The sequence below is a fragment of the Allokutzneria oryzae genome (assembly GCF_042429765.1).
In the GTDB taxonomy this organism is placed as follows: domain Bacteria; phylum Actinomycetota; class Actinomycetes; order Mycobacteriales; family Pseudonocardiaceae; genus Allokutzneria; species Allokutzneria oryzae.
The window spans coordinates 374,029-399,481 of sequence record NZ_JBHLZU010000033.1 but is presented as its reverse complement, the minus strand read 5'-3'; the positions used below and the strand labels follow the sequence as shown (position 1 = coordinate 399,481).

Sequence of the window (25,453 nt, the reverse complement as noted above, 5' to 3'; positions counted from 1 at the left end):
ACGCTCCCGGATGGGGTGAAAGCGGCGTCCACCCGGATCGGCCGGGCGAACGCCGCTTTCAGGAAATAAATACGCTCAGCTCAGGGCATACGCGCGCAGCACTGTTTGGGCCACGGTGCTGCCGTCGCTGTCCTTCGCCGAGATTCGGAGCGAGCCGTGTCCGCCGGCCTTCCCGCCGACGGGCAGCGTCGCCTGCCAGCGCTCGCCGTTCTGCCGCACCGGGACATCGACCCAGGTGGCCCCGTCGTCGTAGCTCACCGACAGCCGCAGCTCGGTCACCTTCGCCTTGCTCGGCGACATCGGGTGCTGCCCGGCGAGGACCTCGATGGGCAGCGGCGCGCCCGCCGGCGCGGCGTTGGTGACGTCCAACGTCAACCGCGGGTCGAGGACCAGCACCGGCAGCTGCTCGTAGCCCTGCTTGCCGGTGCGGCCGGAGGTGAAGGTCCACGTGGCCTCGGCCGAGGTGCCGAGCAACCCGGGCTTCGCCTCACGGCTGGCCTTCGCGGTCACCTCGTAGCGGCCCTTGCCCTCCGGGACCAGTGCGCTGATGCTGCCGTTGTCGGACTTCCCGATCTCCTTGCCGTTCCGCGACAACGTCACCTGCCCACCAGGGCCGCTCAGGTTCGACCAGCCACCGGGCGTCGTGCCGGAGGCGCGCGGGGCGAACATCGTCGGCGACGCGACGATCATGTTCCCGGCGCGGCCGAACGACAGGGTGCCGATGGCCGGGCCGAACGGGCCGGAGTTGAAGTCCATCCGGTGCGGGCCGTCCGGGGTGATCTTCGTCGAGCCGATCGCGTCGTACCGGTTGTTGCCGGAGTAGCCGTTGGCCGGCTTGTCCACGACACCCAGCTCGTGCTTCCACCAACCGGGGCTGACGTACTCGGTGCGAGTCGTGCCGAGCTCCACAACCGGCGCGGGTGCGCGGAACGGGTGGGAGATCGGCACCAACGCCGGACTGGGCCCGTCGAGCTGGGGCCGCAGGTGCGGTCGCATGCCGAAGTTGGCGCCGTCCTTGTGGTAGCTGGCGTCGATCTTCACCAGGTCCTGCTTGCGGACCTGGTGGGTCCCACCGTCCGGCATGGTGCCCGATGAGGTCATCGCGACGTCGTAGCTGACCGGACTGTCCTTGGCGCCCACCAGGTTCAGCTCGACCGGCTGCCCCGCGGCGAGCAGCTCGACGAGCTTGGTCAGCCGGTGCTCCGCGGCGTTGAACACCGGGATCGGCATCGGTGCGAAGACCCCCCTCGCGGGCTGGACGACCAGCGCGGCCTTGCCGCCGGCGTCGGCGACGGCCTGCACGGCCTTCGCGGTGTCGTCGGCCTTCGGGTCGAGGGTGAGCAGGACCAGCTTGCCCTTCAGGTCCAGTCCGCTCAGGTCCTCGGCGCGACCCCGCTTGCCGTCGACCACCGTCATCCTGTGCTCGCCGACGAGCTTCGGCGACCAGGAGTCACGGCTCAGGTTGTTCAGCGGAACCCGTTGCGGGGCAACGATCTCCGAGGTCACCTCCGGCTTGACGGCGGTGACGTTGGTGATGTGCCGGAAACCGGGGTCGTCGCCGCCGAGCGTGCCGAGCAGCACGGGGGTGTCGCTGTCGGTGAACGCCGCCGCGCGCTGCGAGACGCAGCACGGTCGCGACGCGCCTCCCGTGCCGTGCAGCACCCTCACGTCCTGACGGATGATCTTCATGCTGGGATCGTCGAGCTCCACCCGCATCGGCTTCGCCTTGCGCGCGTCGATGTCCAGCGTGGTGTCGGCGTCCAGGTGGATCTTCGGCGCGACCTGGTGGACCAGGGCGAGCGGGTCGGACGGGTACGTGCCACGTGGACCGTCCTCGTACATCTCGCTGGTCACCATGTAGTCGCCGGCGGGAAGCCGCGCCTTGCCGACGCCGTTCGCGTCGATCTCGACGGTCTCCTGGAACGTGCTGTCCTTGTGCAGCCCGACGACCGTGACCATGGGCTCGGCGGGCTTGCCGTCCAGTCCGGTGGCCTTGACGTTGATCACGTGCATCCGGCCCTCGACGTGCGCGCCGACCGCCGTGCGCACCACGGTGTCGCCCGCGGTGGCGGTCAGCCAGCCGCCGTAGAGCCCAGGGCGCTTGGTCGGATCCACGGTGACGGAGACCTTCGCGGTGCCCTTGGCGGGCACGGTGACCTCGTTGGCGCTCAGTCGGAACTGGCCGCTGTCACCAGGCTTGCCCTCCTTGTCCGAAGTGGACAGTTCGAGCTTTGCGGTGACCGGCTTGTCGCCGTCGTTGCGGTAGGTGATGTCCTTTGTGGAAGGTTCCTGTCCGTTGTGCGGCCAGGTGAAGTAGCCGAGCGAGAGGCTGCCCTGGTCGGCGGTCAGCGTCTGCGCCGTGGCCTTCGCCAGGTCGACAAGCCCGGCGCCCTGGCCGTACACCGTGGTCCCGTCGATGGGCTTCGCCGTGTTCATCAGCGTCGCCTTGATCCGCCCGGGGCTCCAGTCCGGGTGCTGGCCCGCGAGGATCGCGGCGGCTCCGGTCAGGTGCGGGGCGGCCATCGAGGTGCCGTCCATCACGGTGTACCGCTCGGGCACGCCCGCCGCGCCGGCCTTGCCCTCGGCCTTCGCCGCGACGATCTCCGAGCCCGGACCGGTGATGTCCGGCTTGACCGCGTGGTCGCCGTAGCGGGGGCCGCGCGAGGAGAACTCGCTGAGCTGCTTGCTCTTCGTCGAGCTGGCCACCGCGAGCGCCGCGTCGGTGGTGCCGGGCGTGCCGACGCCGCCGTCCTTGCCGTTGTTGCCCGCGGCGACGACGAACAGGGTGCCCTGTTCCTTGGTGAGCCGTTCGATGGCGTCGTCGAGCGGGCTCTCCTCGCCCGGTTCGCCGCCGAAGCTCATGTTGACGACCTTGGCCTTGTTCTCCACCGATGCCCATGCCATCGCGGCCAGCGCGGCCTCGTCGGTGACGTCGAAGTCACCGACCTTGCCCAGGAGCAGCTTCGCGCCCTTGGTCATGCCCGCGTACTTGCCGCCGCTGGCCGCGCCCGTGCCGCCGACGGTGCTCGTGACGTGCGTGCCGTGGCCGATGAGGTCCTTCGTGCCGTACTTCGAACCAGAGAAGTCCTTGGCCACCACGCCCGTCAGGTCCGGGTGCGTGGTGTCGACCCCGGAGTCCAGCACCGCGACGGTGACGTCCTTGGCGGTGTACCCGGCCTGCCACGCGGCGGGCGCTCCGGTCAGCGGCACGCTCTTGTCCAGCGAGTAGCTCATCTTGCCGTTGAGCCACACCTTGTCCGCACGGCTGATCGTGCGCGCGCCGCTCGGCCCGCGCAACTGGTTCCACGTCGTGGTGGCCTCGGACTTGTTGGTGCGCATGGAAACCAGGCCGAGCGGGGAGACCTGGCCGGAGCGCCTGCTGCCGTTGGGCACCACCGGCGCCGATCGCGCCGTGCCCTGGGCCAGCAGCAGCGGGATGTCGCCGACCTTCGAGTCCTCGTAGCCGTACTGGATCAGCAGGGTGATGTCGAACAGTCTGCGGTCGAGCCGACCGGACTCCAGCTGTGCCTTGGCGTCCTCCGGAACGACGTGGTGGTGGCCGTTGCGCGTGCTGGTGGTGAACCTGGTCCCGGACCGGCCGGGCCCGGCTTCGGTGTGCAGCGGCACGCCTTCGGCGTCCACGTGCACCCGGTCACCGGTGATGAGCGTGACCGTTCGGCCGGTGGGCGTGGCGGATGTGGTGGTCGCGGGCGTTGTCGGCGCGCTGCCGTCGGCGGGCGCGGCGGAGGCGGGTGCCCCGACGCCGAGCGTGGCCAGCGCGGCCACGGTGACCAGGCCGACCAGCGGTCTTCTGCGATGCATGTCTTCCTTTCGGGCCGGCTCCTCCTGGCAGGGCGGGCCGGTGCGACAAGATCAACTGTGGTGGAGACACTCCACTGTGGTCGCGAGCGGAAGCGCGCGGATACCGTGCTAGCACCCCTAAAGCCCTGAAACACCGGTCCCGGTGCCCCTAGGGGATCTGTGAGGTTGCGCCGCCCCGTGTCCCCGTGCGCCCGCGGCCCGGCTGGCGCGGCCGGGGTTTTCGCGTTTTGTCACCTTGATGCGCGAAAGAGCGCTCCCAAATCGCATTAAGGTGACAAAACGCGAACTGAGGGGCACGCGGGTGAGGGCGTCAGGGGGGTGGTGTTGCCACAAGCAGGACACGACCTACGGGATCCGTGGAGCTTCCGGGAGGTCGTAGATTGTCCGCGTGACTCCCGGCCCCAGCCCTCGACGGCGCTTCACCGCTTGGCGCACCGGTCTCCTGGTCGGCTACTGCATCGCCATGGCCATGTTCCTGCTGGTCATCGGTGAAGTGTGGAACCCGGACGAGAGCACGGTGGTCCAGGTCCTCGCGCTGCTGATCGGTCCCGCGCTGATCGGCGGCCTGCCCGGCCTTGCCATCGGCCTTGTCATCGACCTGGTTCGGCCCGTCAGACCCGTTGCGCAGCAACAGGTTCCGCCCCCGTTCGTGCCCGCGCTGGCGGTGACGCGCCGCGCTCCCGACGCGTGGGGCCGGCTGCTCGAGGCGTGTGAGGAACCGGTGCGGCGCGCGGAGAGCGTCACCGAGGCGATGGCTCCGTCCCCGGTGCGGGACTGGCTGATCCAGATCGTCGAGGCGATGCGCGCCGAGCTGCCGGACGCGCGCTCCCTCGCGGAGACGGGTCGGCGGCTGCACCCGCCGCACACCCCGTCGATCACCACGACGCCGCTGTACCTGCGCCTCAAGGCGGCGGCGGAGCAGTTCGCCGCGGCCGAGCGCAAGATCGCCGACGTGGTCGGGCAGGCGGCGGCCCAACCCGACCTGGGCCGTGTCGACGAGCAGCTCCGCCTCCTGGAACAGCAGCTCCCGCACCTCCGCACCGACTCCTGATCGAGCAGCGGATCCAACTGGCGCCCACCGTGTCGCGGAGCGGGGATCGCGGCGGCCAACGTGGCCCGTGTGAACAGTGACTCCACCTTCGTCCACACCGCCGACTCTTCCGGGCTGGGCGCTGAGCGGATCGACCTGATCCAGCGGCACCGTGTCGCCCCAAGGTTGCCGAGGACGAGCAGTTCGACGCGATCGCCCGGCTCCGCGAGGGCATCGCGTTCGTGCCGTGGCCGCCCATCGCCGCGGGCGGGGCCGACGCCGACGCGAGCACCGCACTGGTCACGTTGGCGGGCAAGGGAAAGCGGTCACGCCGACGCAGGTGGCGATGGCCCGGTTGCTGGCGCGCTCGCCCGTGGTGGTGTCCATCCCAGGGACCTCCTCGCGCGCGCACCTCGACGAGAACGTGGCCGCCGCCGCGATCCGGCTGGAGCCCGCGCAGTTCGAGCGGTTGTCCGCGCTGCGCCGGCCGTGATTTTCACGGCCGACCGATGGTTTTGCCCACCATCCGGCGGCTGATATGGCCGTAATGACGCTACGTCGAGCCAGACGCACCGCGTTCACTCGATCGGCGCATCACTGTCCCATGCATTCATTTTTGGTCGCACTCGGTACCCGCCTCGCCCACGTGGCGCGGTGGGTACGTGCGTTTCGGCGACAACGAAGGCCGCCCATCGGCCGGATGCGAGGTCATTACCGGAGGGTGTTTTCTTCCCCTTGCCATTGGCGGCGCGATTACCGCTTCGGCCCGATCGGTAATCGCCCGGCGTCGTGCCGCACCGGGTACGCCTCGCGTGGCCTGCGCGCTCGGCCGTCTCGCGACACAGCCGCCGAGCGGCCCGAGTGGGCGCGGCGGTCCCGGGTGGCCTCGGGAGTATCCCGGGACCGCTCTACGCCAATCGGCGTACAACTACGCCGAAAAGGTCATCGAAGTGCGGTGACCTAGAGATGACCATTGGGCACCCTATGCAGCGAAATCGTGTCCCTCCCGTGCCCGGAGACCCCTTGCGGGTCAGCTCGAACGCTTTGGAAGCATCCCTTTATATAGAAAAGGCTGAAGCGCCTCTATGACAGTTGTCATGGGTGCGGCAGTCTGATGGTTGGCTTTTGGGCCGCAAGAGTCGCAATGTACGCGCATCTCACCTCCGTTGCGGGCCCGGATACATCGCTGTGCGCCTAGTGGAAATACTTCTCTGTGCGTCATCCAGGCGTTACACAAGGTTTGTCCGTGGATAGATTGATAGTCACTAGTGCACTAAGTGATGATCACGTAGCCTCGCGGTGTCTCCGCTCGGTGGAACATATTGTCAGCCTTCGACGAGCATCACGTAGGGCGCGTGGTGCATGTGGCTGGGGGAGGTGGAGTACGTGCTACTAGTTGAGCGGGATCAGGAGTTAGGCACCCTGAAAAGCCTGTTCGCGGACGTGATGCGCGGCAGTGGGCGAGTCGCGGTCGTCAGCGGCGGAGTGGCCAGTGGAAAGACCGAACTGCTCCGCAGCGTCGTGGAACACTCTGCTGAATCGGGTGCTATTCATCTCAATGCCAACGGCTCCTCGATGGAACAGGGAATTCCACTCGGGGTCCTTCAGCAATTGTTGTCGCGGGCTCCGCTGAAAAGCGAGCACGCGGCGCTCGTGAAAAAAATCCTGGCCAACGCCAGGAAGGTGGACGAGGTAATCGACAGTAGTTCGCGGAATAGTCGGCAGTTTCCGCTGAACCTCGTCCACGACATCGCTGAGATCCTTTTCGACCTCGCGCAGAGCGCGCCGGTCCTGGTGACCGTCGACGATATCCAGTACGCCGATTTCGCGTCGCTGAACTGCCTGCGGCACCTGGTCGACAACCTCCAGGGCTCGCGGATCATGTTGGTGCTCACGGAATCCACCCACTCCGCGCCCGTGCATCCGGTGTTCCACACCGAAACCCTGCGTTCGCGGATCTGCCGCCGGGTCCGGCTGGGCACGCTCTCCGAGGCCGCCGTGCGCGCGGTCACCGCGGAGCACCTCGGCACGGACGCGGCCGACCGGCTCACCGGGGACTACTTCCGTTGCACCGGAGGCAATCCGCTGCTGGTGCGAGCGTTGATCGACGACGTGCAGACCGCCATCGTGGCCACCACCACGGCGGCCGCGTCGGTGGAGTTCGCACCCGGACACGGTTTCCGGCAGGCGGTGCTCGCCTGCCTGGAGCGCAGCGAGGCGCAGACCCTGGACGTGGCACGGGCGGCCGCGGTCCTGGAGAGCTCAGGAGCGCTCGCCGCCGGGTCCGTCGCGGACGCGAAGGTGCTGCTGCGCAGGGTGCTCGACACCGACCCCGCCACCGTCGACAACGCGTTGCGGGTGCTGGACACCATGGGCGTGCTCGGCACCGGTCAGGCCCTCGCCTTCCGGCACGCGGCGGGGCGCGCCGCCGTGCTCGACGACCTCGACCGGAACCACCGGTCACACCTGCACTTCCGTGCGGCACAACTGCTTCACCTGGAGGGCGCGCCGGCCGGGCGCATCGCGACGCACCTCGTCGCGATCGGCCACGCGGGCTCCTCCTGGGAGGTCGAGGTCCTGCTGGAGGCCGCCGACCAGGCGCTGGCCGATGACGACACCGAGAACGCGTCGCGCTACCTGGAGCTCGCCGAGGCCGCGTGCGTCGACGACGACCACCGCACCCGCATCCGCGCCGCCCTGGCCCGGGTGGAGTGGCGGCTCAACCCCGGGACCGCGCTGCGCTACCTGACGCCGCTGTTCGAGGCGTTCACGCGCAACCAGCTCAGCGACGCCGACGCCAGCACCCTGCTGCGCTACCTGCTGTGGCACGGCCGCATCGACAAGGCGGCCGAGGCCATCGAGCGCACCGCGCACGCCGAGCGGTCGCGGGTCGGGCTGCAGTTCGGCTCCGCCTGCCAGCTCCTGGTCAACTCCTACCCGCCGCTGCGGCAGGTGGTGCACCGGGCGCAGCAGCTGCCGGTCATCGAGCCCTTCGCGTCGGCCAACGTCAGCCGGTGCGCGCAGGCGGCGGGCGCGTTGCACAGCGTGCTCACCGACGGGCCGGGCAACCGGGTCACCGAGAACGCGTTGCAGTTCCTGCAGCGGTCCAAGCTGACCGACAACACCGTCGAGGCGGTCGAGTCCGCGCTGCTGACCCTGGTCTACGGCGAGCGCACCGACAAGGCCGGGCCGCTGTGCGACGAGCTGCTGGAGGAGGCGACCAGCCGGGGCATCCGCACCTGGCAGGGCGTGCTCTCCGGGGTGCGCGCGGAGATCGCGTTGCGCCAGGGCGACCTGCCCGCGGCCCGCAGGTACGCCGAGCGCGCGCTCGCCAGCATCCCCCGGCAGAGCTGGGGAGTGGCCGCGGGAGCCCCGCTGGCCACGCTCGCGCTGGCCACCCTGGCCATGGGCGAGATCGACACGGCCGCCGACCAGCTGGAGTTCCACGTCCCCGACTCGGTGTTCCAGAGCCGGTTCGGGCTGCACTACCTGCAGGCGCGCGGGCACTACTACCTGGCGACCGACCAGCTCCAGGCGGCGCTGGCGGACTTCCAGTTCTGCGGCGCGCTGATGCGGGAGTGGGGCGTGGACTCGCCGAGCTTCCTGCCGTGGCGCTCCGACGCCGCCCAGGTGCTCCTGCGGCTCGGCGAGCACGAGAAGGCCCAGGAGCTGCTGACCGAGCAGCTGGACCTGACCTGCGCGGCCAGCCACCGGGCGCGCGGGATCTCGCTGTTCCTGCTGGCGCAGACCAAGGAGGTCGGCAAGCGGGTCGCGGTGTTCCGCCAGGCGATCGACTCGCTCTACGCCGCTGGCGACCGGTTCATGCTCAGCAAGGCCATGCACGGCCTCGGCCAGACCTACCACACCCTCAACGAGCCCGGTAAGGCGCGGATGTTCAAGCACCGCGCCGAACAGCTCGCCAAGGAGCTGCGGCCGGAGCCCCCCGCCGAGCCTCGGCCGGAGCCCGACACGGCATCGGCGGCGCCCGCGCCGCGGGCCGAGGACAAGCCGCACGCGTCCGAGGCGAGGGTGTCCAGCCTGACCAGCTCGGAGCGCAGGGTGGCCGAGCTGGCCGCGCACGGCTACACCAACCGGGAGATCTCCCGGCACCTCTACATCACGGTGAGCACGGTCGAGCAGCACCTGACCAGGGTCTACCGCAAGCTCAACGTCGGCAGCCGGGCAGCGCTGCCGAGGGAGCTGCAGCTGAACATGGAGAACACCGCGGCGAGCTAGTCCGTCGCGCGTTCACACCTTCGTGGGGCCACCTGGGCGCACAGGTGGCCCCACGAGGCGTTCTTCAGGGCTCTGACCAGCGGAAAAGGCTCACTTCGGTGCATGACAACTGTCATCGCAAGCTCGTTACGGCCGACCTACCCACGCGCGGGCACCCGCCCCCATTCTTAGTGCCATGGAAGAGGTTCTGGCTTCGGAGAGCACCGGGCGGCAGGTGGCCGACAAGAACGGTGCTGCGATCTACATCAGCGGGCTGCAGAAGCACTACGGTGCGGTCCGCGCGGTCGACGGCATCGATCTGTCCATCGCCCCGGGCGAGGTCGTGGCGCTGCTCGGCCCCAACGGGGCGGGCAAGTCCACCGCCGTCGACATGATCCTCGGACTGACCAAGCCGGACGTCGGCGAGGTCCGGATCTTCGGCAAGACCCCCAAGGACGCGGTCGCCTCTGGCACCATCGGCGCGATGCTGCAGAGCGGCGCGCTGCTGGACGACGCCACCGTCGGCGAGATGGTCGGCATGGTCGCCTCGTTGCACCGCAAGCCCATGCCGGTCAAGGAGGCCCTGCGCCGCGCGGGCATCGCCGACCTGGTCAAGCGCCGCTCCACCCGGCTCTCCGGCGGCCAGAAGCAGCGCGTGCGCTACGCCGTCGCGCTGGTCAGCGACCCCGACCTGCTCATCCTGGACGAGCCGACCGCGGCCATGGACGTCGGCACCCGCCGCGAGTTCTGGCACTCCATGCAGGAGTTCACCGCCGCCGGGCGCACCGTGGTCTTCGCGACGCACTACCTGGAGGAGGCGGAGGAGTTCGCCGACCGGGTCATCTTCATGAAGGCGGGCAAGATCGTCGCGGACGGCTCGGTCGCCGAGGTGCAGGCGCTGGCCTCCGGCCGCACGCTGCACGCCAAGATCCCCGGGGCCTCGCAGGCCGAGATCGAGGCGCTGCCCGCCGTGGCCAACGTGGAGGTCCGGCACGACAAGGTCGTGATCGTCAGCTCCGCCTCGGACACCACGCTGCGCGCGCTGCTGTCCCGCTTCCCCAACGCGCGGGACATCGAGATCGCCGGTGTGAGCCTCGACGAAGCCTTCATCACGCTCACCAGCAACATCAACAACAGCTGAGAGGAGTACCAGCCATGAACCTCGGATACCTCGGCCTGGAGATCCGCCGTGCGCTGCGCGCTCCCGGCACCCTGCTGTTCACCATCGGCTTCCCGGCGATGTTCTACCTGCTGGAGATGATGCTGTTCAAGGACGTCGCCGGAGCGGGCGCGGGCGCGGCCGCCGACTACCCGGTAACGATCATGGTCGGCCTGTGCGCGTGGGGCGTGATGACCGCGGGTCTGCTCATCGGCACCCGTGTGGTGCACGAGCGCACCGCGGGCTGGCAGCGCCAGCTGCGGCTGACCCCGCTCTCCGGCGGCGGCTTCCTGGTCGGCAAGGTGACCGTCGGCATGGCCGTCGCGCTGCCCACCGCCATCGTCGTCCCGGTCGTCGCGGTCCTCGTGGAGAACGTCCAGCTCAGCCCGGTCGGCTGGCTGCACGCGACCGTGTTCGTCTGGCTCGGCTCGCTGCCGTTCGCGATCATGGGCCTGCTGATCGGCCAGCTGTCCAACAAGGACAACGTGCAGAACTTCGTCATCATCGGCATGCTGCTGCTGGCCATGTTCGGCGGCCTGTTCATGCCGCTGGACATGCTGCCGCCGTGGTGGAACGACCTGGCCCAGTTCGTGCCGAGCTACTGGCTCGCCGAGATCGGCCGCGTCGGGGTGCTGCCCGGCCACGGCAACATCCTCACGCCCGCCCTGGTCCTGCTCGGCTGGGCCGTCGTGCTCAGCGCCGGTGTGGTGTGGCGCTACCAGCGCGACTCGGCCAGGAACTAATAGTGTCGGCCGCATGATGCGCAAGCTGCTCGACTGGGGTGGTGGACCGGGACTCCGGGCCACCACCCCGGACCCGGATGAGGGCTCGAAGGCCGCGCCCGCGCTCGCGGTGCTGTTCAGCCTGATGATGATCCCCGCCTGGATCGACGCGCTCGGCCAGGTGCACCCGGACCTGTGGGCCCTCTCCGCGTTCGTCGGCGTCTCCTACAGCATCGCCTGCATCCTCGCGGTTCCCTTGGCGCGCAAGGTGACCTGGGCCTCGCAGGTGGTGGTGTGCCTCGCGCTGCTCGCGATGGGCATCGCCTTCGTCGTGCTGACCGGGCTGGACAACTCCTGGGTGCTGGTCTGCGCGCTGGGCATCGTCGCCGCGCTGATGCCGCCGGTGGTGACCGGGGTGGTCACCCTGGTCACGCTGGTCGGGCTGTCGGTCAGCGCGCTCTACGTCGGCAACTTCGAGAAGCAGCTGCCCAACTTCGTGCTGGTCTTCTCGGTGACCGCGGCCGCGGCGCTGATGGTGGGACTGGCAAACGCCTACGTCGAGCTCAAGCAGGCGCGCGACCAGATCGCGATGTTCGCCGTCGCCAAGGAACGCGCGCGCTTCGCCAGGGACCTGCACGACATCCTCGGGCACAGCCTCACCACGATCACCCTCAAGGCCGGGCTCGCCCGCAGGGTGCTGGAGACCGGCGACCTCGACCGCACCATGACCGAGATCCGCGACGTGGAAAGACTTGGCAGACAAGCGCTCGCCGACGTGCGGGCCACCGTCTCGGAGTACCGGGTCGTGACACTGGCCGGTGAGCTCGCCGGGGCCAACGAGACCCTGCGCGCGGCGGGCATCGAGGCCGACCTGCCCCGCGCCGTCGACGACGTCGCACCCGAGCTCCAGCAGGTTTTCGGTTACGTGCTCAGGGAAGCGGTCACCAACGTGGTCCGGCACTCCGGCGCGCAGAAGGTCAGCGTGCGGCTGGGCCACGACTGGATCAGCATCGCCGACGACGGGGTCGGCGCGCCGCAGGGGGCGGAGGGCAACGGGCTGCGCGGACTCGGGGAGCGGATGGCCGCGGTCAACGGCACCCTGGAGACCAGCGTCCCGGGCAAGGGCGGGTTCGTCGTCAGGGCCAGCGCGCCGGTTCCCGAACCCCAGCGACCCCCGGCGAGCGCCGAGGCGGACAATGCCGACGAGAGCACGGGAGGACACGCGTGATTCGGGTTCTAGTCGCCGACGACCAGGCGCTGGTGCGCGGCGCCCTGGCGACGATGCTCGACCTGGAGCCGGACATCACCGTCGTGGCCCAGGTCGGCTCCGGGGACGACGTGCTGCCCGCCGCCCGGCAGTCCGGGCCGGACGTGGTGCTGATGGACGTGCACATGCCGGGCAAGGACGGCCTGGCCGCGGCCAAGGAGCTGCACACGGAGCTGCCGTCGTGCAAGATCCTCATCTGCACCACCTTCGGGCGGCCCGGGTACCTGGTGCGCGCCATGGCGGCGGGCGCGTCGGGCTTCATCGTCAAGGACGCCCCTCCGGAGCAGCTCGTCGACGCGGTCCGCCGTGTCTACAATGGACTCCGCGTCGTCGATCCCGTTCTGGCTGCGGAATCCCTTGCCACCGGACCGAATCCGCTGACCGTGCGGGAGCGGGAGGTGCTCGGCGCGGTGGCCGACGGGAGTACCGTGGCCAAGGTGGCCAAGGCACTGCACCTGACCGAGGGCACCGTGCGCAACCACCTCTCCTCGGCGATCGGCAAGACCGGCGCCAGGACCAGGGGAGAGGCCTACCGGATCTCGGAGGAACGCGGCTGGCTCTAGCCTTTCGCCCTCACGGACGCCCCTTCGCGGGGCTCGGCGCGGGACGGCGACGCACAGGAGGATACGCCCCCCTAATCTCCTGAGCAGGCCGTCCCGCGTCGTTCTTTATGTCCGCTTCCGTGCGGTTAACGGGTTGCGGTCGATTGAGGGGTTGCGCGACCGGCCGCCCGCGGCTACCGGGGCGAGCCCTGTCCAGGCAAGGTTCTTCTTAGGGGCGTTGCCCCGGGTTCTAGGGGTGACTCTCGTCATCCCGTCATGGCTACTGTCGATGGCGCTCACGCTTGTATGTATGAGCATGGTCCTGGGGGCACCAGCGTGGTCAGCTTCTGACCTGCGAGTACGCCGCGCCGGCGCGCCCTTCGAACCCCGGAGGATCGTCGTGCAGGAGATCGTCGACGCGGTCCTCTCCGAGAACGCCGACGGCGCGGACTTCGCCGCGCTGCCGATCCCGGAGAGCTATCTCGGCGCTGTTGTGCTCGCCGAGGAATCCGACATGTTCGCCGGAATGGACAGCCGCGACAAGGACCCGGCCAAGTCGCTGCACATCCAGCCCGTGCCCACCCCCGAGCTCGGCCCGGACGAGGCGCTCGTCGCCGTCATGGCCAGCTCCATCAACTACAACACCGTGTGGACCTCGATCTTCGAGCCGCTGCCGACCTTCGGCTTCCTCCAGCGCTACGCCCGTTCCATTCCGGGCGCGGCGCACCACGACCAGCCGTTCCACGTCGTGGGCTCGGACCTGTCCGGCATCGTGCTGCGCACCGGCTCCGCCGTGCGGCACTGGAAGCCCGGCGCGCGGGTGGTCGCGCACTGCCTCAACGTCGAGCTGACCTCACCGGACGGCCACGACGACACCATGCTCGACCCGGAGCAGCGGATCTGGGGCTTCGAGACCAACTACGGCGGTCTCGCGCAGCTCACCGTGGTCAAGGCCAACCAGCTCATGCCCAAGCCCGCGCACCTCACGTGGGAGGAGTCCGCCGCCTCCGGGCTGGTCAACTCCACCGCCTACCGGCAGCTCGTCTCGGCCAACGGCGCGCGCATGAAGCAGGGCGACGTCGTGCTGATCTGGGGCGCCGCGGGCGGTCTGGGCTCGTACGCGACGCAGATCGTGCTCAACGGCGGTGGCATCCCGGTGTGCGTGGTCTCCAACCGGGAGAAGGCGGATCTGGTGCGCTCGATGGGGGTCGAGTGCGTGATCGACCGCTCCGAGGAGGGCTACCGGTTCTGGAAGAACGAGCGCGAACAGGATCCGCGCGAGTGGAAGCGGTTCGGAGCGAAGATCCGTGAGCTCACCGGCGGTGACGACCCGGACATCGTCTACGAGCACCCGGGCAGGGAGACCTTCGGCGCCAGCGTGTTCGTGACCCGGCGCGGCGGCACGGTCGTCACCTGCGCGTCCACCTCGGGGTTCGAGCACAGCTACGACAACCGGTACCTGTGGATGCACCTGAAGAAGATCGTCGGCTCGCACTTCGCGAACTACCGCGAGGCGTGGGAGGCGAACCGCTTGATCTCCAAGGGAATGATCCACCCCACACTGTCCACTGTGTACCCGCTCGCGGAGACGGGGCGCGCGGCCAGCGAGGTGCACGCCAACCAGCACAGCGGCAAGGTCGGCGTGCTCGGCCTCGCCCCCGAGCCCGGTCTCGGCGTCACCGACCCGGAGCTGCGCCAGCGGCACCTGCCGGAGATCACCCGCTTCCAGAACCACAACCCCAGCTCCTGACCGCACCAGGAAGAGGCGAGCCACGCCATGACAGCTCAGATCTCGACGGTCGCCGTTGTCGGCCTCGGCTCGGTCGGCCAGGCGCTTGTCGAACTGCTCAGCGGGGCGGGTCTGACCGTGGCCGGTCTCGACTGCGACCCCGGCGCGGTGACCCGCGCCCGCGGCCGTGCCCCCGGATCGGTGTTGCCGGGCAACGACTACGCGGCCCTGCGCACCGCCGACGTGATCATCGAGGCGGTGCCGGAGCACTACGAGATCAAGGCCGCGGTGCTGCGCGCGGTCGCCGAGGTCTGCCCGTCGGACACCGTTCTCGTCAGCACCACGGCGTCGCTGTCGCTGGCCTCGCTCGCGGTCGCCTCCGGCCGCCCCGGCCAGGTCGTCGGCCTCGGGTTCCTGGCTCCGCCCGCGGAGCGCATCGGCGTCGAGCTGGTCACCACGGCCATGTCCACCGCGGAGACGACCGCGAAGGCCAAGGCGTTGCTGGGACTCCTGCCCATCGCGCAGAAGGACCTCGGTGCGGCGCGCGGGCTCGCGTGGGACTTGGTGCTGGCGTACCTGAACCGCTCCGTCGCGCTCTACGAGGCGGGCTACGCCACGCGCGAGGACATCGACACGGCGATGCGCCTCGGCTGCGGCCTGCCCACCGGACCGCTGGCGCTGCTGGACCGCATCGGGCTCGACGTGGCGCAGAAGGCGCTCGCCGACCTGCACGCCCGCACGGACATCGCCACGCACGCGCCCACCGGCCTGCTGAACCGGATGGTCGACGGGGGACTGCTCGGACGCAAGGTGGGGCAAGGCTTCTACACCTACTCCGCCTCCGGTGGGATCGACTCGGAACCGGAGCGCTGCGACCGTGGCGGCACCGTGCCGGCCAGGACCGTCAACCGCATCGGTGTCATCGGCTCGGGAACCATGGCGCGCGGCATCGCCCAGGTGACGACGCAGGCGGGGCTGGAGACCGTGCTCGTGGCACGGGACGAGCACAAGGCCGACGCCGCCGCGCGGGCCATCGACGACTCGCTGGTGCGCGCGGTGCGCCGGGGCCGGGTCACGCCGGACCAGCGCCGCGACGCGCTCGCGCTGCTGATCCCCAGCGCCTCCCGGATCGCTGTCGCCGAGTGCGACCTGGTCATCGAGGCCACCGCGGAGGAGATCGACGTCAAGACGGAGGTCTTCGCCGAGCTGGACGAGATCTGCAAGCCGGGCGCGATCCTGGCGACCACCACGTCCAGCCTGTCGGTGACCGCGTGCGCCGAGGCCACCTCGCGGCGCGCCGACGTGATCGGCATGCACTTCTTCAACCCGGCGCCCGCGATGAGGCTCGTCGAGGTCTCGCGCACCGAGTTCACCGGCGACGACGTGCTGACCTCCGTGCACGCCTTGGCGTCCCGGCTCGGGAAGACCACTGTGGACTGTTCGGACCGCGCCGGGTTCATCGTGAACTACCTGTTGTTCCCGTACCTCAACGACGCCATCCGGCTGGTGGAGTCCGGGGCCGCGACGGTACCGGGTCTTGACGCCGCGATCGAGAGCGGTTTCGGATATCCGATGGGGCCCTTCACCCTGCTGGACACCATCGGCCTCGACATCTCCGAGGCGATCCAGTGGCGGCTGCACGAAATCAACTACGACCCGGACGTGAAGCCCGCGACGCTGCTGACCAGCCTGGTCGAGCTCGGCCGCCTGGGGCGCAAGACCGGTGCCGGTTTCTGGGGTGCCTAGGGGTTGTTGTCGTCCACCCGCTGAGATTGGCTGATCGCGGCGGTTCTCGCTGGCTTGGAGGTTCTGCGTACCCATGGTTACTCGCGTTTGGGACTACATGCCCGAGTACGAGCAGGAGCGGGAGGACATCCACGACGCCGTGGAGACCGTCTTCCGCTCCGGACAGCTGGTTCTCGGCAACAGCGTGCGTGGCTTCGAGGAGGAGTTCTCGGCCTACCACGGTGTCGAGCACACCATCGGCGTCGACAACGGCACGAACGCGCTCGTGCTCGGTCTGCGCGCGCTGGGCGTCGGCCCCGGCGACGAGGTGATCACGGTGTCCAACACCGCGGCGCCCACCGTCATCGCGATCGACCAGATCGGCGCGACCCCGGTGTTCGTCGACGTCCACGAGGACGACTACCTGATGAACGTCGGCCAGGTCGAAGCCAAGATCACCGACAAGACCAAGGTGCTGCTGCCGGTGCACCTCTACGGCCAGTGCGTGGACATGGCTCCGCTCCAGGCGATCGCCGACAAGCACGGCATCCCGATCCTGGAGGACTGCGCCCAGGCCCACGCCGCCCGGCACCACGGCAAGATCGCGGGCACCATGGGCAAGGCGGCCGCGTTCTCCTTCTACCCCACCAAGGTCCTCGGCGCGTACGGCGACGGCGGTGCCACGATCACCTCCGACGAGGAGACCGCGGCCAACCTGCGGCGCCTGCGCTACTACGGCATGGAGAAGACCTACTACGTCGTCTCCACCCCCGGCCACAACGCGCGCCTGGACGAGCTGCACGCGGAGATCCTGCGCCGCAAGCTGACCCGCCTCGACCAGTACGCGCAGGGCCGTCGCGACGTGGCGCAGCGCTACCTCGAAGGCCTCGGCGACACCGACCTCGTCCTGCCGAAGGTCAACGAGGGCAACGAGCACGTGTACTACGTCTACGTCGTCCGGCACCCCAAGCGTGACGCGATCATCGAGGCGCTCAAGGCCTACGACATCCACCTCAACATCAGCTACCCGTGGCCGGTGCACCGGCAGTCGGGCTTCCACAAGCTCGGCTACGAGGAGGGTTCGCTCCCGGTGACCGAGAAGCTCGCCAAGGAGATCTTCTCGCTGCCGATGTACCCGTCGCTGCCGGTCGGCACGCAGGAGAAGGTCATCGCGGCGGTGCGCGAGGTCCTCGCCACCGTCTGACCCCGTGACGGGGGTGGTTCAGGCCACCCCCGTTTTCCTTATCTCATCGCGGAGAAGGCTCCCCATGCGCGTTCTGCTCACCACCGTCTCGGAGAAGTCGCACGTCCTGACCATGGCACCGCTGGCGTGGGCGCTGACCAACGCCGGCCACGAGGTGCGCGTGGCGAGCGCCCCGGCGATGACGGACACCATCACGAACGCGGGCCTGTCCGCGGTCCCGGTCGGCACCGACCACGCCCTGCACGACGCGCTCGCGCAGGAGGACACGGTCGAGAACGAGTTCTCCGACTGGAGCGAACCGTTCCTGGACAAGCAGAACTGGGAGATGCTGCTGCTGAAGTACCAGGTGGCGGTTGGCTACGCGTTCCAGCCGTACAACGACACGATCGTCGACGACCTGGTGTCCTTCGCGCGGTCGTGGAAGCCCGATCTGGTGCTGTGGGACCCGATCACTTTCGCGGGCGGTGTGGCGGCGCGCGCGGTCGGAGCGGCGCACGCGCGGCTGAACTGGTGCCTGGACATCTACTCGACGATGCGCGAGGTCTTCCACCAGTTGGCGGCGCAGCAGCCTCCGGAGCAGCGCAGCGACCCGATGGCCGACTGGCTCGGCGCGCAGCTGGAGAGCTACGGATCGGACTTCCACGAGGACGTGGTCAACGGCCAGTGGACGGTCGACCAGGTCCCGACGAGCATCCAGATCCCGTTGTCGGTCAAGCGCGTCCCGGTCCGCTACACCCCGTACAACGGGCGCTCGGTGATCCCCTCCTGGCTCAACGAGCCGCAGGAGCGCCGTCGTGTCCTGCTCACCCCGGGCATGTCCTTCGGCAAGGCGCTCGGCAGCACCTTCGTGCCGCTGAAGGAGTCCTTCGAGGCACTGTCCGAACTGGACGTCGAAGTGGTGGCGACGCTGAGCGAGCGCGAGCGCGAAGCGGTCGGCACCTTCCCGGACAACGCCCGCGTTGTGGACTTCGTCCCGATGCACGCGGCGCTGCCGACCTGTTCCGCCGTGGTGCACCACGGCGGCTTCGGCACGTGGTCAACGGCGGCGCTCTACGGTGTGCCGCAGTTCATCCTGCCGATCCGCATGGCGGATATGTGGATCAAGGCGGAGCAGACCGCGAAGGTCGGCGCGGGCCTCTACTCCCACCCCACCCAGACCACGGCGGAGAGCCTTCGCGAGGGCGTGCGCCGCCTCCTGGACGAATCCGAGTTCGCCGAAGGCGCGAAGAACCTCCGTCACGGCATCCTCGAAACCCCCACGGTCAACGACATCGTCCCCACCCTTGAGGACCTCACCGCCGCCCACCGCACCTGAGCCACCGTGGTCGTTTCTCGCGTTTTGTCACCTTGATGTGATTTGGGAGCGCTCCATTTCGCATCAAGGTGACAAAACGCGCTGGTAGTCGCGGGACTGGAGGAGTGCGTCGCGGACGGCCGCGACGACCCAGCCAGGGTTCTTGCGGAGCAGGGCAGCCGTGATCGAGACGACGCGCCAGCCTGCCTCCTGCAGGTCGTTGAGGCGCTGGCGGTCACGGGTGAGCTGAGCGGTCTCGCCGTGCCATGCGCCGTCGTACTCCACGGCTACCCGTTCCTCTTCGAAGCCCAGGTCCACCCGTGCCACGAACTTCGTTCCCGCACGGACAACCAACTGCGGGACCGGGGAGAAGCCCGCCATGCGCAGCAGGACTCGGAGCTCCGACTCGGGGATCGACTCTGCCCGCGGATCCACGAGTTCCATGGCCTGTCGACCCAACCGGACGCCGTGGTCGTGCCGTCGTGACACCAGCTCGTGCAGCTCGTCCACGTCGACCGCGCCGGAGCGCAGCCAAGCGTCGGTGTAAGCGACTCGTTGCGCCAGAGACAACCTGCCGATGAGAAGGTCGAAGGCGATCCGCAACCGGGTCGCGATGCGAATCCCTTCCCAGGGCTCCGACTCCTCATCCCCGATGCGCACCCGGCGGATCCTGAGCCCAGGACGCCAGTGTCCACGATGGATCTCCGGGGACACCATGTCGATGGCATCGTTCGGCCCAGTGAGTGGGACCCCGAGGACGGTCGCGGCTGACCGTCCTGTGAGGACGGTGTTCTTCGGCAAGACCAACGCCGCGGCACGACAACGCAACTCGTGGGTGATCGGGACGCCTCGGACCACGTAAGCGTTTCGGAACAAGCGAACGAAGCGATCCGTACGCAGGTCCGCCTTGGTCAGCACGCCAGCGGCCACAGCGTCACTGCCACGGAACAGTTCGACTTCGAGTTTCGGTCTGGAGGTTCGCATGCTGTCAACAGTGCCCCGAGCGACACGACGACTCCGTCCGACCACGTGTACTCAGCGCGAGTTGTCCACATCGAACCTCGCTGTCCACAACCTCCGCTGGCCCCCTTGACTTCGCGTTTTGTAGGCATAATGCGAAAGAGAGCGCTCTCTATGGACATCATGCCTACAAAACGCGAGAACGGGACCACGCCGGCTCGGGATGAGGAGGGGTGGGGGGAGGAGGGGTGAGGGGAGGGGGGAGAGGGGGAGAGGGGGAGAGGGTTAGGTGGTGGGGTGGGGGGCGAAGAGGGAGTGCATGCAGGCCACGAGGCTGCGGGCCTGGACGTTGACGTAGTGGCTGTGCCGCAGGAGTCCCACCAGCTGGTGCAGGGGGAGCCAGCGGTGGTCCGGGTGGTTCTCCAGGTCCACGTCCTCTTCGGTCTCCACCACGAGGTAGCGGGTCCTGGCGTGGTAGAAGCGGCCGCCTTCTTCGGAAAGCATTGTGTCGTAACGGATCTGGGACTCCGGGGCGGTGCGGAGCGCGTCGAGGAACGGGAGGCGGTCGCTCGGCGGCATGTGCGTGTAGTTGTCCACTGTGCACTGAACCGTGGGGGCCAGCTCCACCACGTCGAGGTAGCCCGGTTCGACGCGGGCGTGCACCAGGGCGTGCAGGACTCCGCCGATCTGCTTGACCAGGAAGGCGGACAGGCCGTCGCCGCTGGGCTCCAGCATCGGCTGGGACCACTGGAGGACCTCGCGGCCGCCCGCCCGCACGTCCACGCCGATCACGCTGAAGAAACGGCCCGTCACGTGGGAGATGCCGGAGTCGGTGTGCTTCCACTGGTCGATGTTCTTCAGCGGCACGCGGTTCGCGGTGATGTCGTGGCGGGTGCGGGCGCCGGTGATCCAGCTGAGGATCTCGTCGGTGGTGTGCACCGCGCCCTCGCTCTCCGTGCAGGAGCGCATGATCGAGGTGGTGAAGGCGTCGCGCTCCGCGGCCGGGAGGATGGTGGCGAGGTCGGTCCCGGAGAACGGCAGGCAGGACAGCACCGTGCGGGCGTCCATGTTCACCAGGTCGTCCTCGCGCAGCAGCTGGTGCAGCTGCCCCAGGGTCAGCCAGCAGAAGTCTTCGAGCAGCTCGACGTCCTCGGTGACCTCGACGACCATGTTGCGGTTGCGCTTCTGGAAGAACCAGGAGCCCTGCTCGGACTGGAGCACGTCCGCGATCACCTTGTGCCGCTTGGTGTCCATGAAGTATTCGAGGTACGGGACCGGCTTTCCCTTGTGCACGCGGGTGTAGTTGCTGCGGGTGGCCTGGACGGTCGGCGAGAGCTGGACGCCGTTGCAGTTGCCCGGCTCCACCTTCCCCTGCATCAGGCAGTGCAGGACGCCGTCGAACTCCTTGACCACGATGCCGAGGATGCCGATCTCCGGCTGGTTGATGATCGGCTGCGCCCAGCGCTCGACCCAGTGGCCCGGCCGGGAGATCTCCAGGCCCTCCACGGTGAAGAACTTGCCGCTGGCGTGGCCGATGTTGCCCGTCACGGGGTCGGCGGACCAGCTCGCCAGCTTGTCGAGCGGGACCAGCTCCACCTCGGTGTAGTTGCGGGAGCCGCAGTCGTCGAACCAGGTGCGGAACTCCGCCATGGGCGTCACGCCGTCCACGGCCAGCGCGGACTCGGCGATCCGGAGCGCGATGGTGGCGTCCGCGGTTCGCAGCGGCACGGCGGAGTGGGTCGAAGTCTCGGTCACGGGATAGTCCTTCGTCCGCTGGCGATGACGCCCGAAGAAGCGATAGCGCCATTATCAGGAATGCGATTCGTGACGGTTCGACCCACACCCTAGGGTGAATTCATAATCGGGGAACCCGATGGTGCGGAGAATAGGGGTGGGGTTAGGGGGCGAAATTGCGCTCAGGCGGGCACCTCGGCCGCGCCGAGCATCGCCCGTACCGACTCCGTCACCGTGCGCTCCGGTTCCCAGCCGAGCACCGCGCGTGCCTTCGTGATCGACGCCTGCGTCCAGTCTCCGCCCTTGCTGGTGACTGTGGAGCCGAGCTCGCGCACCGCCGACGGCTCCAGTCCCGCCGCAGTGACCAGCGCGTACACCAGCTCGCGCAGCTCGATCGCCTCGCCGCGCCCCACATTGATCACCTCGCCGGTCACCCTGGCGTGCGCCGCGCGCAGCACCGCCTCGGCGGCGTCGCGGGCGTCCACGTAGTCCCGCCGGGCCTCCGCGATGCTCAGCTCAAGCTGCTGGCCTGGGGAAACCGCGCGCAGCCTTGCCGAGAGGGAACCGAGGAAGCTCTCCGGCGACGGATGCGGGCCGAACACGTTCACCAGCCGCAGCACCACGGCGTCGATGTCGCCGGCCTCCGTCGCCCGCAGGACGGCCTCCGAACCGGCCAGCTTGGTGCTGGCGTACATGGTTCGCGGCGCGGGGACCACGTGCTCGTCGATCGCGGTTCCCGGGGCGACCGGGCCGTACTCGTGGATGGTGCCCACGTGCACCAGGCGCGGCCGCTCCGGGACCTCGGTCAGCGCTTCGATCAGGCGTTTGACCAGGTCGACGTGCGAGTAGGTCATCTCGTGTTCGGTGCTGCCCCAGCCGCCGGTGGCGTTGACGACCACCTTCACCCGTTCCGCGGCCAGCATGTCGGCCAGCCGCGGCACGTCCGGGTTGCCGACGTCCAGGGACCGGTAGCGGTAGCGCGCGATCTGCGGCGCGAAGCGCCTGGCCACCGCGATGACCTCGTAGTCGGCGTCGGCGAAGGCCGCACAGACCTGCCTGCCGACGCAGCCCGTCGCGCCCAGCACCGCCACGCGCGGGCGGGCGAATCGGTCGGTTCTGGTCATGCGGGAGAGGCAACCACTCCCCAAACCGGCCGACAACCCCTAACTATGCAGGTCAGGGGGCTAGGGCGCGCCTGTGGAGTCCGTGTTCGCGACAGCCGCGCCCAGCCCGCCCCTGGCTGTGCCACCGGCACCGGTACGCGGACTACCCGCTGTCTTCCCAGGAACGACCTGGATCCCGGCTCTCATCGAACGAGACCCCTCAGGCATGCCCTAGTTCGCGGCAGTCGGAGTACTTCGGCAGCAGGCCCTGCGCCTGTGCCTCCTTGAAGCTCGGCGCGGCGGTGTCGCGGTCGGAGAGCAGGTAGTCGAGGTCCTTCGGCCACGGCAGCGCGAGGTCGGCGTCGAGCGGGTCGATCGACAGCTCGTTCGCCGGGTTGTAGAAGCTGGTCACCACGTACGACATCACCGTGTTGTCCTCAAGCGCGACGAACGCGTGACCCACGCCGACCGGGAAGTACATGGCCCGGAAGGACACGTCGTCCATCTCCACCACGTCCCACTTGCCGAAGGTCGGCGAGCCCAGCCGCAGGTCGACGACCACGTCCAGCGCCTTGCCGCGCGCGCAGTAGACGTACTTCGCCTGGCCGGGCGGCGTCCTGGTGAAGTGGATGCCGCGCACCACGCCCTTCGAGGACCGGTTGTGGTTGGTCTGCGCCACCGTGTGCTTGTGCCCGACCGCCGCCTCGAATGCGGGCTCCTGGAACGGGGAAACGAAGACACCACGGCTGTCGGGGTAGACCGTCGGGGTGAACTCGAATGCACCTTCGACGGCCAGCTCACGTGTTTGCATGACCGTAGACTACATATTTCCGGTCGCTCGGAAAATGCGGCCAAAAACGCATTCTCAGCTCGCGGGCAGCGCGGCGCCGTCCCGCAGCGGGGCCCACCACTCGCGGTGGTCGCGGTACCAGGCGGCCGTCTCGGCGATGCCGGTGGCGAAGTCCTTCAGCGGCGCGTAGCCCAGCTCGCGCTCGGCCTTGGCGATGTCCACCGAGTACCGCCGGTCGTGCCCCTTGCGGTCGGGCACCTGGCGCACCATCGACCAGTCGGCGCCCATGAGCTCCAGCAGCTTCTCGGTCAGCTCGCGGTTGCTCAGCTCCGTTCCCCCGCCGAGGTTGTAGACCTCGCCCGGCCTGCCGCCCTCGGCCACCAGCGCGATGCCACGGCAGTGGTCGTCGACGTGCAGCCAGTCGCGGATGTTGCCGCCGTCGCCGTAGAGCGGAACCTTGATGCCTTCCAACAGGTTCGTGACGAACAGCGGGATGACCTTCTCCGGGAACTGGTACGGCCCGTAGTTGTTGGAGCAGCGCGTGACGCACGTGTGCATGCCGTGGGTCCGGTGGTAGGACCGGACGAGCAGGTCCGAGGACGCCTTCGACGCCGAGTACGGCGAGTTCGGCAGCAGCGGGTGCTCCTCGGGCCACGAGCCGGAGTCGATCGAGCCGTAGACCTCGTCGGTGGAGACGTGGACGAACTTGCCGACCGACGCGTCCAGCGCGCCCTGCAACAGGGTCTGCGTGCCGAGGACGTTGGTGCGGATGAACTCCGCGGAGCCGGTGATGGAACGGTCCACATGGGACTCCGCGGCGAAGTGCACGACCAGGTCGACGCCGGTCATCAGCTCGCGCACGAGCTGCGGGTCGCAGATGTCGCCGCGCACGAAGCGCAGCTCCGGCCGATCGGTGACCTCCGCCAGGTTGGCCAGGTTGCCCGCGTAGGTGAGCTTGTCCAGCACGATGACCTCCGCGCCGGACAGCGCGGGGTAGCGCCCGCCGAGCAGTTCGCGGACGAAGTGCGAGCCGATGAAGCCCGCGCCGCCGGTGACCAGGATTCGCACGCTGAGACCCTTCTAGCTCCGGAATTCCCTTGCCACGTCCATGATGTAGCGGCCGTATCCGGTCTTCGCCAGCTTCTCGCCGAGCGCGTGGCACGCGTCGGCGTCGATGAAACCCATGCGCAGCGCGATCTCCTCAAGGCACGCGATGCGCACGCCCTGCCGGTTCTCCAGCGTCGCGAGGTACTGGCCCGCCTGCAGCAGCGAGTCGTGGGTTCCGGTGTCCAGCCAGGCGAATCCGCGGCCGAGGTCGATCAGTCTCGCGTCACCGCGTTCCAGGTAGACCCGGTTCACGTCGGTGATCTCCAGCTCCCCTCGCGCGGAGGGCCGGATGTTCTTGGCGATGTCCACCACGTCGTTGTCGTAGAAGTACAGACCGGTGATCGCGCGGTTGGAGCGCGGGTTCTCCGGCTTCTCCTCGATGGAGATCAGCCTGCCGGTGGCGTCGGTCTCGCCGACGCCGTAGCGGTGCGGGTCCTGCACGGGGTAGCCGAAGAGCACGCAGCCACGCACGTCCTTCGCGGTCACCTCCAGGATCTCGGAGAACCGCTGGCCGTGGAAGATGTTGTCGCCGAGGATCAACGCCGCGGTGTCGTCGCCGACGTGGTCGGCGCCGATGACGAACGCGTCGGCGAGCCCGCGCGGCTCGGCCTGCTCGGCGTAGGTGATGGTGAGCCCGAGCTGCGCGCCGTCGCCGAGCAACCGCTGGAACAGCGGAAGGTCCTGCGGGGTGGAGATGAGCAGGATGTCCCGGATGTTGGACAGCATCAGCACGGACAGCGGGTAGTAGATCATCGGCTTGTCGTAGACCGGCAACAGCTGCTTGGACACCGACAGCGTCACCGGGTGCAGGCGGGTGCCCGACCCTCCGGCCAGCACGATTCCCTTCACGGTGAGCACCTCCCGGGGTTCGGCTGCCCGTCAGCGCGGCCCCGCCAGCAAGCTATGTCGGAGGCCGGGCGGCGGGCCAGGCTCTTCCACGAATTAAGGGGCCGCGCCCGGAAGGGTCAGGGGTGGGTACTTGACCGGACTTTTCCGTCCCGGCCCGGGTGGACGGCGTATTTTCACAGCCCCTGTGAGGTCGTGAAACAC

At 69.0% G+C, this 25,453-nt stretch carries 18 protein-coding genes; 11 read left to right on the top strand and 7 right to left on the bottom strand.

Annotation, left to right across the window (positions count from 1 at the left end):
- Window positions 1-75: 75 nt before the first annotated feature.
- Entirely contained in the window at window positions 76-3,822 is a 3,747-nt protein-coding gene (locus ACFFQA_RS36180) for a S8 family peptidase (RefSeq protein ID WP_377862312.1), read from the bottom strand.
- Between the two features lie 388 nt (window positions 3,823-4,210).
- On the opposite strand from ACFFQA_RS36180, the gene ACFFQA_RS36175 reads away from it, so the two are divergent.
- The 11 genes from ACFFQA_RS36175 to ACFFQA_RS36125 all read left to right on the top strand — a co-directional run bounded on the left by ACFFQA_RS36175 (window position 4,211) and on the right by ACFFQA_RS36125 (window position 18,730).
- Window positions 4,211-4,873 (top strand): hypothetical protein, encoded by a 663-nt coding sequence (locus ACFFQA_RS36175; protein WP_377862311.1) that lies wholly within the window; start codon window positions 4,211-4,213, stop codon window positions 4,871-4,873.
- Window positions 4,874-5,198: 325 nt separating this feature from the next.
- Window positions 5,199-5,345, top strand: coding sequence for an aldo/keto reductase (locus ACFFQA_RS36170; protein WP_377862310.1), 147 nt, complete (start codon window positions 5,199-5,201; stop codon window positions 5,343-5,345).
- An 869-nt stretch (window positions 5,346-6,214) separates the two neighbouring features.
- A complete protein-coding gene (locus ACFFQA_RS36165; protein ID WP_377862309.1) occupies window positions 6,215-9,088 on the top strand; it encodes a helix-turn-helix transcriptional regulator in 2,874 nt (957 codons plus the stop codon).
- Between the two features lie 175 nt (window positions 9,089-9,263).
- On the top strand, window positions 9,264-10,208 hold the full coding sequence (locus ACFFQA_RS36160; protein ID WP_377862308.1) for an ABC transporter ATP-binding protein: 945 nt from the start codon (window positions 9,264-9,266) through the stop codon (window positions 10,206-10,208).
- A gap of 14 nt (window positions 10,209-10,222) precedes the next feature.
- A complete protein-coding gene (locus tag ACFFQA_RS36155; RefSeq protein ID WP_377862307.1) occupies window positions 10,223-10,969 on the top strand; it encodes an ABC transporter permease in 747 nt (248 codons plus the stop codon).
- 13 nt (window positions 10,970-10,982) lie between these two features.
- Entirely contained in the window at window positions 10,983-12,176 is a 1,194-nt protein-coding gene (locus ACFFQA_RS36150; RefSeq protein WP_377862306.1) for a sensor histidine kinase, read from the top strand.
- On the top strand, window positions 12,173-12,778 hold the full coding sequence (locus tag ACFFQA_RS36145) for a response regulator transcription factor (RefSeq protein WP_377862305.1): 606 nt from the start codon (window positions 12,173-12,175) through the stop codon (window positions 12,776-12,778). Before ACFFQA_RS36150 ends, ACFFQA_RS36145 begins: the two co-directional genes overlap by 4 nt.
- A gap of 379 nt (window positions 12,779-13,157) precedes the next feature.
- Window positions 13,158-14,507, top strand: a complete 1,350-nt coding sequence (gene ccrA, locus ACFFQA_RS36140) for a crotonyl-CoA carboxylase/reductase (RefSeq protein ID WP_377862304.1) — start codon at window positions 13,158-13,160, stop codon at window positions 14,505-14,507.
- Between the two features lie 27 nt (window positions 14,508-14,534).
- Complete coding sequence (locus ACFFQA_RS36135) at window positions 14,535-16,232, top strand: 3-hydroxyacyl-CoA dehydrogenase family protein (protein ID WP_377862303.1); 1,698 nt, start codon at window positions 14,535-14,537, stop codon at window positions 16,230-16,232.
- Between the two features lie 73 nt (window positions 16,233-16,305).
- Window positions 16,306-17,415, top strand: coding sequence for a DegT/DnrJ/EryC1/StrS family aminotransferase (locus tag ACFFQA_RS36130; protein ID WP_377862302.1), 1,110 nt, complete (start codon window positions 16,306-16,308; stop codon window positions 17,413-17,415).
- 64 nt (window positions 17,416-17,479) lie between these two features.
- Complete coding sequence (locus ACFFQA_RS36125) at window positions 17,480-18,730, top strand: activator-dependent family glycosyltransferase (protein WP_377862301.1); 1,251 nt, start codon at window positions 17,480-17,482, stop codon at window positions 18,728-18,730.
- Between the two features lie 63 nt (window positions 18,731-18,793).
- Here ACFFQA_RS36125 and ACFFQA_RS36120 read toward each other — a convergent pair whose 3' ends face one another.
- From ACFFQA_RS36120 to rfbA, 6 genes are all read right to left on the bottom strand, one after another.
- Window positions 18,794-19,369, bottom strand: a complete 576-nt coding sequence (locus tag ACFFQA_RS36120; RefSeq protein WP_377862300.1) for an endonuclease domain-containing protein — start codon at window positions 19,367-19,369, stop codon at window positions 18,794-18,796.
- Window positions 19,370-19,954: 585 nt separating this feature from the next.
- On the bottom strand, window positions 19,955-21,424 hold the full coding sequence (locus tag ACFFQA_RS36115) for an NDP-hexose 2,3-dehydratase family protein (RefSeq protein ID WP_377862299.1): 1,470 nt from the start codon (window positions 21,422-21,424) through the stop codon (window positions 19,955-19,957).
- 161 nt (window positions 21,425-21,585) lie between these two features.
- Window positions 21,586-22,527: an NAD-dependent epimerase/dehydratase family protein gene (locus ACFFQA_RS36110; protein WP_377862298.1), complete on the bottom strand. Its 942-nt coding sequence runs from the start codon at window positions 22,525-22,527 to the stop codon at window positions 21,586-21,588.
- Between the two features lie 199 nt (window positions 22,528-22,726).
- Window positions 22,727-23,317: a dTDP-4-dehydrorhamnose 3,5-epimerase family protein gene (locus ACFFQA_RS36105; RefSeq protein ID WP_377862297.1), complete on the bottom strand. Its 591-nt coding sequence runs from the start codon at window positions 23,315-23,317 to the stop codon at window positions 22,727-22,729.
- A gap of 54 nt (window positions 23,318-23,371) precedes the next feature.
- Complete coding sequence (rfbB, locus tag ACFFQA_RS36100; RefSeq protein ID WP_377862296.1) at window positions 23,372-24,364, bottom strand: dTDP-glucose 4,6-dehydratase; 993 nt, start codon at window positions 24,362-24,364, stop codon at window positions 23,372-23,374.
- Between the two features lie 12 nt (window positions 24,365-24,376).
- Entirely contained in the window at window positions 24,377-25,252 is an 876-nt protein-coding gene (gene rfbA / locus ACFFQA_RS36095) for a glucose-1-phosphate thymidylyltransferase RfbA (protein WP_377862295.1), read from the bottom strand.
- Between the last annotated feature and the right edge of the window lie 201 nt (window positions 25,253-25,453).